We start from the raw sequence: 13,455 nt of genomic DNA on the forward strand, positions 1-13,455 counted from the left end.
ATTCATTCATTTTCCATCATCACAACGCGGAATCCCACATTATATACTTTCTGATAATCCCGATAAGGCAGACGGAAAGAGGAGGTATTGCGGAAAGGACGGTCATACCAGGAACCACCGCGAACGACCCGTTTCACACCCGGAACCGTCGCCGGGTCATTCCGCCCGTCATCCGCCCGGTAAGGATAAGGTTTATAAGCAGAACGTGTCCACTCCCATACGTTTCCGTGCATATCGAACAACTCCCAAGGATTACGGATGTAACGCCCGACCGGTTCGGAAACAAACCCTCCGTCATTGTAAGTCGTATCGCGCGGAATCCAATCGTCATACTTATTGGGATTTTCTATAATCCGGGCACTTTCATAGAACTTATAAGCCGTACAAGCGGCAAATTCTTTCAACTTGATATCCCCCATATTGGCATAAGGAGAAAAGTCTGCGTCCTGTCCGCCAAACCAAAAAGGCGTGCTGCTGCCTGCACGGCATGCCCATTCCCACTGTGCTTCGTCAGGGAGGGTGAATTGAAGTCCGGTCTTTCCTGAAAGCCAGTGACAAAAATCCATCGCCTGTTGCCAGGAAAGGCGTACGGCTGGTTGATTATCGTCGTTCAACGAATAGCCTCGGCGTCCGAACTGGTAACCGTGGCGATGTTCGTCGCGGCTGTCATGTGCCGGATCGAAAACACGGAATTGCCGGTTTGTGATTTCGAACTGCCCGATCCAGAAAGGTTTGTCGATGGTAACGGCTGTTTGCGGCATTTCGTCCGGCTGACGCGTACTTCCCATAATAAAGCTACCAGCCGGCACTTTGATCATCCGAAGTTCCACGCCATCGGCTATTTCGATCGTCATCTGAAAATTGCCAAGTGCGATCTGGCGATTTTGCGATTCTTCCCAAGCGACATATGGTTTAGTCTCCGGATCATAAAGCGGCCAGCCTTTGAGAACCGTATCGCCGACATTTACCATCGGGCGGTCAGGCTTTTCGTAGGCTATCCCGGTCGGCAATTCGGGCAGCCACTCCATGTCGTGTGCCGGCGCACCGAACATCTCACGATAGAGTTCGCGAAGCCGGCGGCTGTTTTCCGTCCTGTCGTAAGTCGAGATATCCTTCCGGCGTCCATGGAAAGGAGCGTTGAAATCGATCCAGCAAGCAAGACGGAGCATAGAAGCCGAGTCGAGCTTCACATTATAATGTCCTTTAGCAAGGAGCTGCATCAGTTCGGTCTGGTCGGCATGTACATCCATCGGAGTAAGCATATGCATATCGCTCTCGATTCCCGGACGGCGCACATAGCGGTGCAGATCGGCATACGAACGGGTGAAATGCCCTCCGTACTCAGTGGAAGCACGGCCCGATATCTGAGATGTCCAGTCGGTGATCCATTTATCCCCTTTCAGATAAGGACGGCTATTGTCTTCACGGCTATGGCAACCCACACAATAACGATCAAGTACCGGTTGGACTTCATGGCGATAACTGAAACCGCGCTCTTTGCCTTGCCACTCCTGTATCTTTTGCGGCACTTTCCCGAACGCTTTCACTTTGCGGGGAATGGCAACCATGCTCCGGTCTTCGTGACAACCGATACAAGAAAGGACCTCGCCCGGCATGGCCGTAAACCAACTCCGCATGATCTGCAATGCTTTACCTTCGGCATCAAGCGGCTGGATAAAGACCGGCGTATTGGCAGGAACCTGGAAGATGGCAGAACCATCATCTTCGACATCCACTTCGCCGATAATCCGTTTTATATCCCAAGGTCCATCCATGCCGATCGTTCCTAAAAGGCCACCTTGACGCCAAGGGCTGAAATCGTATGTGCCGACGCGCAACTTCTTTACCGTGCCCCGGGGAATTCCTTTCAACCCGTCACCAGCATATACATCTTGCAGGAAAACCGTCCCGGTCGTAAGTTCGGGTTTCACCTGATTGGGGATTACAGGCGGCGTAGCCCGCTTCTCCACCAAAACCGGTTCCAGATAGGCCACTCCCTCATCTTCGCGGATCAAGGTCATATTATCGAAACTATCCACCAGATAAAGCCCCCAAAGCGATTTGGGAGACGCTTTCATGGCAACAAGAAAATAGGTATCGCTCAACGGCCAGGGCTGCAGGAAACGAGGCCAACATCCATCAGCCTGACGATCCCGGACTTCGGGCAGCACTTTACGTCCGGAATAAGGGATTTCGGCCACTACCCCCTCGGCTTCACGGCGTCCCTTATTGACATCTATAATCACGAGGCGACCGCTGCGAGGCGTGCTGTGATGCCCGGTCACAATCCCGACCATTGCCGAAGGCCGTCCCGGAATAGGACGTGCATCGAAATAAGAAGTAGGGAAATAGGAGTTGGAACCGTAATAAGCACGCTGGTTCGTACCGTCCGGATTCATCGTGAAAGTAATACGCGAATTGGCATGTGGCAGATCGGCATATTCCCAGCGTTGATACAGGATCATGCCGTTTTCCATCACCACAGGTCCCCAATTGCTATCTTGATCGTATGTCAACTGCCGGGTTTTGCCGGTCGAAGGATCATAACGGAACAGTCCGCTCATGTTGCTGCCTCCATCGGTGCAAGGCAGACCGAGGAATGTCCCGGTCGAACAGAATATGTAGCTGCCGTCAGGCGCATAACATCCTTCGAAAGAATCAAAATCACGATATGCTTCCGGTGTCAACTGGCGTGACGTACCGTCTTTCAGGTTAAGTTCGAAAAGATGCCAACGATTATTCGTGCCAATCGACGAATACATCATGCGATCACCATCGAAATGAGGTTCCGGATCGGCAATAATCGTGCCTTTCTGAGGTTTGTATATCGTTTTCTGTTCGATATGCCCCGGCTTAATCCGGAAAGAGACAAATTCATTATTCCAACCCTCCGCCGGATGAGGAATGGCAAAGTTGTTATGGAAATTATCAGGAGCAACGCCAAGCGCTCCTCCTATGGCAGTCCGAGCCTTGTCACCCAATGTCCGACGGACGGCAACCACTTGTTTGTCGCGGATCAACGGATTGGCAAGCAAAGTGGCATCCAGTTCGCGCAAGATGTCTTCAGCCTGCCGTATCGCTTTCTTATCGCCTTTACGAATTCCTTCAATCAGCCGGGAACGGTTTTCTTCAAGTTCTTGTAACGCTTTCTCCCAGTCGGTTCCGGGTTGAAAATCCGCTTTATACCGGGTTTGCAGAGAACGGACGGCCGCCTGGAATTTCTTCGCCTGATAATGTTGCAGGCGCATATCCAGCCCTTGTGCTGCGGCAAAGGAGGTCATTATTCCTGTCGCCAGTAAACAAACGATCAGATTAATACGTTTCATGGTTTTAAATTTTCAGATGATTAGCTGCAAAGATAAAGGTTTCACTTCCCCTAAAGTTAACAATATATGTACAATACTTTGCAAAATCCGATATATTCTCCTGGAAACCTTTTATCTTTGCCTCATATATTATCTATTAGTCTGCTAATATGAAGATACTTAATAACCGAAATACGCTATCGCTCCAAATGATATATGCCGGTTACCATCGTGCCGGAAAGGAATGGTGTTATGAAAACATCATCAGCCCTTTCTCTCGCCTGTATTTAATAAACGAAGGAAAAGCGGCTGTTTACATGAACAAGAAAAAGTATGAATTATCAGCCGGCGAATTGTTCATTATCCCAAAGTTCACGTTCCACACATACGAATGCGACAACTTTATGAATCATTATTACATCTGCTTTTTCGACCAACTGATCGGAGGTAGAAGCCTGTTTGAAAACACGACTATCCGCTATCAGCTTCCGGCCAAGGAGATAGACCGGATGCTTATGTTGCGTTTTCTCGAACTGAACCCCGACTGCGCCATCCGCAATCCGAACCCCAAAACATACGACAACAAGGACAACCTTTACACTGTCAACCAAAGCCGCTCCAACTATGACCTCGCTACCGAGATCGAGAGCAACGGTATCCTTTTGCAGCTCTTCTCACGTTTCTTGGGGGAAACGAAGTTTCTGGAGCCGGAATCCCGCAATCAGTATGAACGGCTCAATCTCGCCCTCAATTATATCGACAATCATCTGCAACAAAGCATCCTCGTGAGCGACCTGGCTGAATTGATGTGCATCAGCGCTGACCATTTTTCGCGCATTTTCCGGCGGGTTATAGGCATGGGGCCCTGCCAATACATCCAGGCCAAACGGATCGAACGCGCCCAGACTCTGCTTTTGACTTCCCGCCTCAGCATCAAGGAGATTGCAGAGACAGTCGGCATTTCCAACCTTTCCCAATTCTCCAAACTGTTTTCCAAACAGACCAATCATTCCCCACGTGAATATCGGGATACGATTTAAAAGAAACACGCTCTGCTATCAACCAAAAAAGCGGTATACCCTTTCGGATATACCGCTTTTGTTATCTTAGAAACTCTTTCTTATGCTTCTGCTACAACTTTTTTTACAGAAACGAAAGAACGGTTTTCTTTGCCTCTACGGAAAGTTACTACGCCATCAACCAAAGCATACAACGTATGGTCTTTACCGATACCTACGTTTTCACCCGGATGATGAACTGTTCCTCTCTGGCGAACGATGATGTTGCCTGCTTTAGCAACTTCGCCACCGAAAAGCTTAACACCTAATCTCTTACTTTGTGATTCACGGCCGTTCTTAGAACTACCCACACCTTTCTTATGTGCCATTTCTTCTTTTCTCCTTTAAACGTTAAGCAACAATTTCTTTTACACTCACTTCAGTGAACTGCTGACGGTGACCGTTCAGTTTACGATAACCTTTTCTTCTCTTCTTGTGGAAGATCAGCACTTTTTCACCTTTTACCAGCGGAGACAGTACTTCGCATACTACCTTTGCGCCTTCTACGGTAGGAACGCCTACTTTAACTTCGCCATTGTTGTCAACCAACAATACTTTTTCAAATTCCACAACAGCACCGCTTTCTGCGTTCTGAATGTGATGAACGAACAACTTCTTTCCTTCTTCAGCCTTGAACTGCTGTCCGTTAATTTCTACGATTACGTACATCTGTCTTTTTATATTTAAACAGGTTATGTCCCGGAGGTGGATACACTTCTAAGCATCACTTGTTTACCTCCTGCAGAATTCAGAGCGCAAAATTACGGTTTCTTGACGTATCATCCAAATCTTTTCGAAACTATTTTCCAAAATGGTAGCTTCCCGAACCAATCTCGATTTCCATATATTCTTCCGTTGCCGAAACTCTGAGCACACCCGGCTGCTTACCGACCGTCACGTTATATTTCTTCGGAATCCGGACGATAGCCGACGTATTGCCCGGCAACGTGATGTCCCAGCCAAAGTTACCATCCTTCTTGGTCCATGCGCTCTTGATCTCCCCGTACACCGAACCGTAAGAGGCGGAAACCTCGTCAAGGCCATCGGGGAAAACAGGCGCCATCACCAGCTTCTTGAAACCGACTGCATCGGGAGCACATTTGATGCCGGCCAGGTTTTCGTAGTACCAGATCAGCAAGTCGCCGAGCAACATCACATGGTTGGCGGAGTTCATGGCCGGATCAGCCGTATCGCCGTTCCAAAGTTCCCAGATGGTTGTCGCACCGTTCTTAATCATATACCCCCAACTCGGATAAGTCTCGTTCGTCAGTATCTTGTAGGCCATATCGACACGCCCGTACTCGGTCAGCCCGCGCATCAGATGCTGGATTCCCAAGACTCCGGTACTGACATGCCCGTTAAAATCTCCCTCTGTCTTTTTCACGATATTATTGAAAACTTTTTCTTCATATCCTTCCGGCACAAGTCCGAGACGCAAAGAGAGAATGTTAGCCGTAACCGTGTTATTGCCATATTCCGCCGTTTCTTCATTAAAGAACCGGGCATTATAGGCCGCTTTCATTTTTGCCGCCAAGGATTCGTAGCCGGGGATATCGGCATCCTGTCCGCAGATACGGGCAAAACCGATCATCTTATTCAACAAATCATAATAGACCGTCGTGCTGAGAATAGCGCCGTCCGTCTTGCGGGAAGGATCTTTGGAATGGATCAGCTCCTGCGATTCGGGAGGCATACACCAGTCGCCATACTGGTCTTTCGTCATGATATAATCCTTCATGGTCGTCTCTTCCATGTGTTCCATCCAGCGTTTCATGGCCGGATAATGGGCACGGATCGCACTGTCGTCGCCAAACTGGCGATACAGCATGTCGGCAACATTGAAGAATGCGGACGGCCAGGTCACGTCGTCGGCGTAGATCACCCAGTAATTCGGAGAGACATCCGAGATGCTTCCTTCTGGGCTCATGGAATCCTCGATATCTTGCAACCACTTGTTATACAGCTGGGCATTATTAAAAATAAAGGCTTCCCCGTAAGCTCCCGTCGCACGGTCGCCCAACCAGCCGAGACGTTCGTCACGCTGCGGGCAGTCGGTCGGCATTCCGCGATAATTTCCCCGGATCCCCCAATACGCGTTCTTATGGATCCGATCGACCAGCGGGTTGGATGTTTCAAAACGTCCGGTTGTCGCCATCTCGTCATAAATCACATGCCCGGTAAACGCAGACAACTCCGGTTTATAATCGAGCCCAGAAACTTCCACAAAACGGAAACCATGATAAACGAAACGAGGCTGCCAACTGAAATCGCCGTCTTTCGCCGGTGTATAGATATCTGTCACCTGTGCGGTCCGCAAGTTTGCCAGATAGAGCGAACCGTCTTTCTGTAACAGTTCGGCGAACTTCATCGACACAGGTTTGTCTTTCTCCCCTTTCAAGTCGACAGAGAGCCAACCGACCATGTTCTGCCCCATGTCCAGGATATACTTTCCATCGGGACGTTCAAAAATGGCAACCGGTTTCAATGTTTCCTGTACGCGGAGATTCGGGTTCTGCTGTGCGGTCAGCTTTCCGGCTGGAGCTTCCATCACATCGGGTGTCTTCCATGCGCCGTCGTCGAAGCCATTCGTATTCCAACCTTCCATTTCGAGGCGGGCATCATATTCTTCGCCATCAAACTCGTTATTGGCGACGATCGGGCCTTTCGAGGTGATTTTCCAAGACGCATCGCTGGCAACCGTCGCCTGCGACCCGTCTGCATATTCGATCTGAAGCTGCGCAAGCAAACGGGGCAAACCGAATGTCTTCATCCCCGGATTACGCATCGAGAAGAAACGTCCGTTTCCCAAAACCACGCCCAACGTGTTCTTGTCCGGAGCCACCAAAGCCGTCACATCATATACATTATAATATATACGTTCATCATACAGGGACGGCATCGGGGCAAACACATCCTCGCTCACTTTCTTTCCGTTCAGGTAGGCTTCATACGAGCCGAGGCCGGAGACATAGAGGACGGCTCTTTTCACCGCCTTATCCGCCGTAAACTCTTTTCGCAGATAACGGGCCGCCAAACGTGTCTTGTTGTTTCCTCCTGCCACACCGAGCTCTTCGCCCGGATTAGAGAGGGAATCTTCACCAATCCAAGTTGCTTTCCATTCCGAATCATCGAGCAAAGCCATCGACCAGCTGCCGGCATCGCTCCAAGGAGTATCACCCTGGTTAGTCGTCAATTTCACACGCCAATAGTAAGGCTTTCCAGATTCCAAAGGCTTACCGCCGTACGGGACCAAGATTGACTCATCCGAACGGACAACACCCGAATCCCACAAAAGATCGTCACCGGATTCCAATTGTCCAGGAGAAGCTGCCACCTGTATCTGATAGGCTGCCTGCTTCAAATTCGGCTTGCCGGAAGCGAGCTGCCAAGAAAAACGAGGTTGCACCACATTGATTCCCAATGGATTTTCTTTCATCTCCAACCGGAGGTTCTTCACTTTGACGGTCGAATCGGACGAACATCCCGCCCATCCCAAGGCCAAAGCGGCCAGAAACAATAGAACTATCTTTTTCATATCGTTGCGATTTAATCTGTTAATAGCATGACTTTGTTCTCAAAGAAAATGTTTTTTCCCATAAACTCCATTTCTAAAAATGATTTTATATCTTATGATTTTGATAAAAAGAGAATCAAGCGGCCTTGCTACCATTTACAAGACCGATCGAAAGGGAGAACCGGCTCGGTCCCGGTCCGTTTTCAATTCTATGCAAGTGTAATCTGTTTTTGGCATTGTCGAGAACATACACGACAAGGACAAGAATATATACGACAACGCAGAAAACATACACGACAAGGCAGAAAACAAATTACACTTACATCAAATCGAGAATACATCAGGTTGCATTCCTAAAGCAATTTAAGTACTTTTGCCTGTAATTAATGAATAAAAAAGAGATCAATATGAATTATTACGAACTTACATTCACATACACCTCCCCGGTCGAGACCGGCATTATCAATGACGTTCTGGCTGCCGAACTGGGAGAGATCGGTTTCGAAAGTTTTACCGAAAACGAAAACGGGTTGCAAGGGTACATTTCCGACCAATTATATAATGTAAAAGGATTGCAGGACAAACTTGCCGAATTTCCGTTGGAAAACGTGGAAATCCATTTTACCGAGACACTGGTGGAAAGCAAGGACTGGAACGAAGAATGGGAAAAGAACTATTTCAAGCCGATCCGCATCGGCAAGGACTGCATCATCCGCGCTTCCTTTCACGAATACGAACCGGGCTACACCTATGACATCATCATCGACCCGAAGATGGCGTTCGGGACCGGCAACCATGAGACAACATTTCTGATGATCAGCGAGATGCTCAAACTGGACCTTACCGGTAAGGAGCTGCTCGACATGGGGTGCGGGACAGCCGTACTGGCCATACTCGCCCGCATGAAAGGAGCCGGACGCGTGGTGGGCATCGACATCGACGAATGGGCTTACAACAATGCACTCGAAAACATCCGCCTCAACAATACGAACGATATCCAAATCGCCCTCGGAGGAGCTGAACAGATCCCGGCCTTCGGGAAGTTCGACTTCGTGTTCGCCAATATCAACCGGAATATCCTGCTGAACGACATCCGCCATTACAACGAATGCATGAAACCCGGAGCCATCCTTTACATGAGCGGTTTTTATGTGCAAGACATTCCTGCCATCGAAGAAGAATGCAAACGCAACGGATTGGCATTGTTGTCGCACACGGAGAAGAATAATTGGGCCGCAGTGAAAGTCCTGAAGCAATAACATTAAATAACCCTAAAAGTTAAGGTCCAAATAAACTATCATTCAAGTATATTCGTTATCTTAGTAGCAACATTATAAAAAGAAAAAGTTATGAAAAACGTAGATTCTAAATTATTACTGGGATTAGTAGTTGGTGCAGCCGTTGGCGCCGCAGTCGGTTATCTGGCAGCAACAGATAAAAGAGAACAACTACTGGAAGAATTGAATGGTGTAGTCGGAAAAGTAAAAGAAGGCTTCAATTCTGCTCTTGCCAAATATAAAGAAGGAAAAGCTGAAATTGCAAAAACGACAGAAGAAATCGTAGCCGAATAATTTTGTATGGAGAAAAACTCAGGTGAAATCTTCCGTGAACTGAAAAAAGATCTTTCAGCTTACGTGGAGTTGAAGCTCGAACTCCTAAAATTAAACACATACGAGAGAACGGGAAAGGTCATTGCCGTTCTCTCGTATGGTGTTATTTTATTATTTCTGGCTTTCTTTGCGATTCTGTTCATTTTCCTCGCTTTAGGATTTTTCCTGGGGGAACTGTTCGGTTCGGTTAGTTCGGGATTCGGCGTCGTAGCCGTGCTCTATCTGCTGCTGATCGGCCTTATTGTCATGAACAAAGACAGAATCAGCAATAAAGTATTAAACGTTGTGATCTCCGCATTGACAACAAATGATGATAAAACAAATACGACGGACAATGGACAATCCGCAACAGACACCTCTGGAGAAACTGATTTCTGAGCGTCGCCGCATCCAACAGGAATGCATGGTACAGGAACAGAAATTGAATGCCGATTTCTCTTACATACAGGAGAACGCCGGGACTTTGTTGCTGTCAGGCCTCTCCACCCTCTTGCTTCCTAACACAAAAGCCAAATCCAAAGAGACGGAAAACAGCCAGCCGGCGCAGGTATCGGATGTTCCATCCATGTCGCTGGGCCTTGCCGACTATCTTTCTGTGGCACAAGGATTATTGCCCGTTGCTTGGGAAGTTGCACGTCCACTATTGACCGCATGGGGCATCCAAAAAGTCCAAGCGTGGATAATAAAGAAACTTTTTAAGAAAAAGAAATAAGCCCCAACAATTAATTTATGTTAGAGAGCATATTTTTCTTGATCTAATTCCCGTACAATAAAAAAAATGACTAAATTTGCAGTCGTTAAAAACAGAGTGTGGCGAATGTATTTTCCTTGCAACTGTTTTAAGTTAAATTGGAGATAAGTAATATTTTTAATAAACCCATAAAAGTTTTATTACAATGATTAAAGTAGGTATTAACGGTTTCGGCCGTATCGGACGTTTCGTTTTCCGTGCTGCTCAGAAGAGAAGCGATATTCAGATCGTAGGTATTAACGACCTTTGCCCGGTTGATTACTTGGCATACATGCTGAAATACGACACAATGCACGGTCAGTTCGACGGAACTATCGAAGCTGACGTTGAAAACAGCAAGCTGATCGTAAACGGTAAAGAAATCCGCGTAACAGCAGAACGCAACCCGGCTGATTTGAAGTGGGATGCAGTAGGTGCTGAATACGTAGTAGAATCTACTGGTTTGTTCCTGACTCAGGAAAAGGCTCAGGCTCATATCGAAGCTGGTGCTAAATATGTAGTTATGTCTGCTCCTTCTAAGGATGCAACTCCTATGTTCGTTTGCGGTGTAAACGAAAAAACATATGTTAAAGGTACTCAGTTCGTTTCTAACGCTTCTTGTACTACTAACTGTTTGGCTCCTATCGCTAAGGTTCTGAACGACAAATGGGGTATCACAGACGGTTTGATGACAACTGTTCACTCTACAACTGCAACTCAGAAGACTGTTGACGGTCCGTCTATGAAGGACTGGAGAGGTGGCCGTGCTGCTTCCGGCAACATCATCCCTTCTTCTACAGGTGCTGCTAAGGCTGTAGGTAAAGTTATTCCTGAACTGAACGGCAAATTGACTGGTATGTCAATGCGTGTTCCGACTTTGGACGTTTCTGTTGTTGACTTGACAGTTAACTTGGCTAAACCGGCTACTTACGCTGAAATCTGCGCTGCTATGAAGGAAGCTTCTGAAGGCGAACTGAAAGGCGTACTGGGTTACACTGAAGATGCAGTTGTTTCTTCTGACTTCTTGGGTGACACTCGTACTTCTATCTTCGATGCTAAAGCTGGTATCGCTCTGACAGATACATTCGTAAAGGTTGTTTCTTGGTATGATAACGAAATCGGTTATTCTAACAAGGTTCTCGACCTGATCGCTCACATGGCATCTGTAAACTGCTAATCAAAACAAGATTACATAGTTTGAAAGCCGCATCTTTCGAGGTGCGGCTTTTTTTGTATATCTTTGCATCACTATGGATGCCTATCAACTTATCACTGTTTTAGGGCCGACTGCTTCCGGCAAAACCACATTTGCCGCAGCACTTGCCGCCCGGCTGGACACGGAGATCATCAGCGCCGACTCCAGACAAATCTACCGTTCGATGGATATCGGGACCGGAAAGGACCTGGCAGACTATACGGTAAACGGGAAAGCGATTCCTTACCATCTGATCGACATCTGCGATCCGGGATATAAATATAACGTATTCGAATATCAGCATGATTTCTTCCGGGCTTATGAAGCAATCCGGAAAACAGGGAAACTGCCGATTTTATGCGGTGGTACGGGCATGTACATAGAAGCCGTCCTGAAAGGATATAAGCTTTTGGATGTACCCCAGAACCCTGAGTTGCGAGAGTCCTTGAAAGACAAGTCGCTTCCCGAACTGGAACAGATACTTGCCGGCTACAAGGTCCTCCATAACAAGACAGATGTGGATACCGCCCAACGGGCCATCCGGGCAATCGAAATAGAAGAATATTATAAAAACGAAGCGCCGGATGCCAATGAATATGATCCGGTTGACAGCCTGATCATCGGCATCGACATAGACCGGGAGCTACGCCGCGAAAAGATTTCCCGCCGCCTGCGTGACCGCCTGGATGAAGGAATGGTGGACGAGGTGCGGAAGCTCATAGATTCGGGAGTCAAGCCGGAAGATCTTATCTACTACGGGCTGGAATATAAATATCTTACTTTATATATAATCGGCAAACTGTCTTATGAGGAAATGGTTTCCCAACTGGAAATCGCCATACACCAGTTTGCCAAACGACAAATGACCTGGTTCAGGGGCATGGAACGCCGGGGAAGCACCATCCATTGGATAGATGCGACATTGCCGACAGAAGAAAAGATAGAGATGGCATTGGAGTTACTGAATTTATAGAGATATTTGAACCTTTAAATGGTGATTTATCGGTATATAATAAAAATAATGGCGATCCGTAGGGGCGGGGTTCTACTCCGCCCATGTAATCAAGCCATGGGCAGAGCAGAGCCCTGCCCCTACGAAACGACAATCATTTTGCATAACCATGTCATCCATGTTTTAGATAAATCAGTATTTACAAATCAAACCTGTTGAATTTTGAAACAAAACAATTTATATACATTGCTATGATAACAGTTAATGATTTAAAGAATAAAGATAATTTCTTTCTGATGGCAGGTCCCTGCGTAATAGAAGGAGAAGATATGGCACTGCGTATTGCAGAGAAAGCTGTCGGCATCACGAATAAACTGAATATCCCGTATGTATTCAAAGGATCATACCGGAAAGCCAACCGCTCGCGGCTGGATTCCTTCACTGGCATAGGTGATGAGAAAGCGCTGAAAATTCTCCGTAAGGTAGGCGAAACGTTCGGCATCCCGACCGTAACCGATATTCATGAAACGGCTGAAGCGGCAATGGCTGCCGAGTATGTGGATGTCCTGCAAATCCCGGCTTTCCTCTGCCGGCAAACAGACTTGTTGGTCGCTGCTGCCAAGACGGGAAAGATTGTCAATATCAAAAAGGGACAGTTCCTCTCACCGGGAGCCATGCAATTTGCCACACAAAAAGTGGCCGATGCAGGAAATGAAAACATCATGATTACGGAAAGGGGCACAACTTTCGGCTATACGGATCTGGTTGTCGATTATCGGGGCATTCCTCAAATGCAGCAGTTCGGCTATCCCGTTATCATGGATGCGACCCACTCTCTGCAACAACCCAACCAAACTTCAGGCGTGACAGGCGGACTCCCTGCTCTGATCGAGACGATAGCCAAAGCAGCCATTGCCGTTGGTGTTGACGGACTATTCATCGAAACCCATCCGGAACCCTCCAAAGCCAAATCCGACGGTGCGAATATGCTGCAACTCGACTTATTGGAAGGACTGCTAATTAAGTTGGTGAGGATACGGGAAGCGGTCAGGGGTTATTGACCATTGAGAATTGACAATTGACAATTAAAG

The 13,455-nt window shown here is 47.5% G+C and carries 12 protein-coding genes; 8 read left to right on the forward strand and 4 right to left on the reverse strand.

Annotation, left to right across the window (positions count from 1 at the left end):
- Nucleotides 1–2: 2 nt before the first annotated feature.
- The gene (locus tag BQ9893_RS05750) at nt 3–3,326 is read right to left on the reverse strand and encodes an SUMF1/EgtB/PvdO family nonheme iron enzyme (protein ID WP_075965128.1); all 3,324 of its coding nucleotides are present in this window, start codon (nt 3,324–3,326) and stop codon (nt 3–5) included.
- Between the two features lie 149 nt (nt 3,327–3,475).
- On the opposite strand from BQ9893_RS05750, the gene BQ9893_RS05755 reads away from it, so the two are divergent.
- Entirely contained in the window at nt 3,476–4,345 is an 870-nt protein-coding gene (locus BQ9893_RS05755) for a helix-turn-helix domain-containing protein (RefSeq protein WP_075965129.1), read from the forward strand.
- Nucleotides 4,346–4,425: 80 nt separating this feature from the next.
- Here BQ9893_RS05755 and rpmA read toward each other — a convergent pair whose 3' ends face one another.
- The 3 genes from rpmA to BQ9893_RS05770 form a co-directional block, all read right to left on the reverse strand.
- Nucleotides 4,426–4,692 (reverse strand): 50S ribosomal protein L27, encoded by a 267-nt coding sequence (gene rpmA / locus BQ9893_RS05760; RefSeq protein ID WP_005641071.1) that lies wholly within the window; start codon nt 4,690–4,692, stop codon nt 4,426–4,428.
- 22 nt (nt 4,693–4,714) lie between these two features.
- The gene (rplU, locus tag BQ9893_RS05765; RefSeq protein ID WP_075965130.1) at nt 4,715–5,032 is read right to left on the reverse strand and encodes a 50S ribosomal protein L21; all 318 of its coding nucleotides are present in this window, start codon (nt 5,030–5,032) and stop codon (nt 4,715–4,717) included.
- A gap of 130 nt (nt 5,033–5,162) precedes the next feature.
- Complete coding sequence (locus tag BQ9893_RS05770; protein WP_075965131.1) at nt 5,163–7,898, reverse strand: alpha-L-rhamnosidase; 2,736 nt, start codon at nt 7,896–7,898, stop codon at nt 5,163–5,165.
- A gap of 386 nt (nt 7,899–8,284) precedes the next feature.
- On the opposite strand from BQ9893_RS05770, the gene prmA reads away from it, so the two are divergent.
- The 7 genes from prmA (at nt 8,285) to kdsA (ending at nt 13,425) form a co-directional block, all read left to right on the forward strand.
- Nucleotides 8,285–9,136 (forward strand): 50S ribosomal protein L11 methyltransferase, encoded by an 852-nt coding sequence (prmA, locus tag BQ9893_RS05780; protein ID WP_075965433.1) that lies wholly within the window; start codon nt 8,285–8,287, stop codon nt 9,134–9,136.
- Between the two features lie 90 nt (nt 9,137–9,226).
- On the forward strand, nt 9,227–9,448 hold the full coding sequence (locus BQ9893_RS05785) for a YtxH domain-containing protein (RefSeq protein ID WP_005641080.1): 222 nt from the start codon (nt 9,227–9,229) through the stop codon (nt 9,446–9,448).
- 6 nt (nt 9,449–9,454) lie between these two features.
- Entirely contained in the window at nt 9,455–9,865 is a 411-nt protein-coding gene (locus tag BQ9893_RS05790) for a phage holin family protein (protein ID WP_075965133.1), read from the forward strand.
- Complete coding sequence (locus BQ9893_RS05795; RefSeq protein ID WP_075965134.1) at nt 9,822–10,199, forward strand: hypothetical protein; 378 nt, start codon at nt 9,822–9,824, stop codon at nt 10,197–10,199. Before BQ9893_RS05790 ends, BQ9893_RS05795 begins: the two co-directional genes overlap by 44 nt.
- A gap of 184 nt (nt 10,200–10,383) precedes the next feature.
- Nucleotides 10,384–11,394 carry a type I glyceraldehyde-3-phosphate dehydrogenase gene (gene gap, locus BQ9893_RS05800; RefSeq protein ID WP_075965135.1) on the forward strand — a complete coding sequence of 337 codons (1,011 nt, stop codon included), beginning with the start codon at nt 10,384–10,386 and terminating at the stop codon, nt 11,392–11,394.
- Nucleotides 11,395–11,467: 73 nt separating this feature from the next.
- Nucleotides 11,468–12,385, forward strand: coding sequence for a tRNA (adenosine(37)-N6)-dimethylallyltransferase MiaA (miaA, locus tag BQ9893_RS05805; RefSeq protein WP_075965136.1), 918 nt, complete (start codon nt 11,468–11,470; stop codon nt 12,383–12,385).
- Between the two features lie 230 nt (nt 12,386–12,615).
- Complete coding sequence (gene kdsA, locus BQ9893_RS05810; RefSeq protein WP_075965137.1) at nt 12,616–13,425, forward strand: 3-deoxy-8-phosphooctulonate synthase; 810 nt, start codon at nt 12,616–12,618, stop codon at nt 13,423–13,425.
- Nucleotides 13,426–13,455 lie beyond the last annotated feature (30 nt).

Origin of the sequence: Parabacteroides massiliensis (assembly GCF_900155425.1) — a bacterium.
Classification (GTDB): domain Bacteria; phylum Bacteroidota; class Bacteroidia; order Bacteroidales; family Tannerellaceae; genus Parabacteroides; species Parabacteroides massiliensis.

What these genes read in the sequence shown, in the direction of transcription:
- BQ9893_RS05750 (WP_075965128.1), bottom strand. Translation starts at nt 3,326, where the DNA reads ATGAAACGTATTAATCTGATCGTTTGTTTACTGGCGACAGGAATAATG.
- BQ9893_RS05755 (WP_075965129.1), top strand. Translation starts at nt 3,476, where the DNA reads ATGAAGATACTTAATAACCGAAATACGCTATCGCTCCAAATGATATAT.
- rpmA (WP_005641071.1), bottom strand. Translation starts at nt 4,692, where the DNA reads ATGGCACATAAGAAAGGTGTGGGTAGTTCTAAGAACGGCCGTGAATCA.
- rplU (WP_075965130.1), bottom strand. Translation starts at nt 5,032, where the DNA reads ATGTACGTAATCGTAGAAATTAACGGACAGCAGTTCAAGGCTGAAGAA.
- BQ9893_RS05770 (WP_075965131.1), bottom strand. Translation starts at nt 7,898, where the DNA reads ATGAAAAAGATAGTTCTATTGTTTCTGGCCGCTTTGGCCTTGGGATGG.
- prmA (WP_075965433.1), top strand. Translation starts at nt 8,285, where the DNA reads ATGAATTATTACGAACTTACATTCACATACACCTCCCCGGTCGAGACC.
- BQ9893_RS05785 (WP_005641080.1), top strand. Translation starts at nt 9,227, where the DNA reads ATGAAAAACGTAGATTCTAAATTATTACTGGGATTAGTAGTTGGTGCA.
- BQ9893_RS05790 (WP_075965133.1), top strand. Translation starts at nt 9,455, where the DNA reads ATGGAGAAAAACTCAGGTGAAATCTTCCGTGAACTGAAAAAAGATCTT.
- BQ9893_RS05795 (WP_075965134.1), top strand. Translation starts at nt 9,822, where the DNA reads ATGGACAATCCGCAACAGACACCTCTGGAGAAACTGATTTCTGAGCGT.
- gap (WP_075965135.1), top strand. Translation starts at nt 10,384, where the DNA reads ATGATTAAAGTAGGTATTAACGGTTTCGGCCGTATCGGACGTTTCGTT.
- miaA (WP_075965136.1), top strand. Translation starts at nt 11,468, where the DNA reads ATGGATGCCTATCAACTTATCACTGTTTTAGGGCCGACTGCTTCCGGC.
- kdsA (WP_075965137.1), top strand. Translation starts at nt 12,616, where the DNA reads ATGATAACAGTTAATGATTTAAAGAATAAAGATAATTTCTTTCTGATG.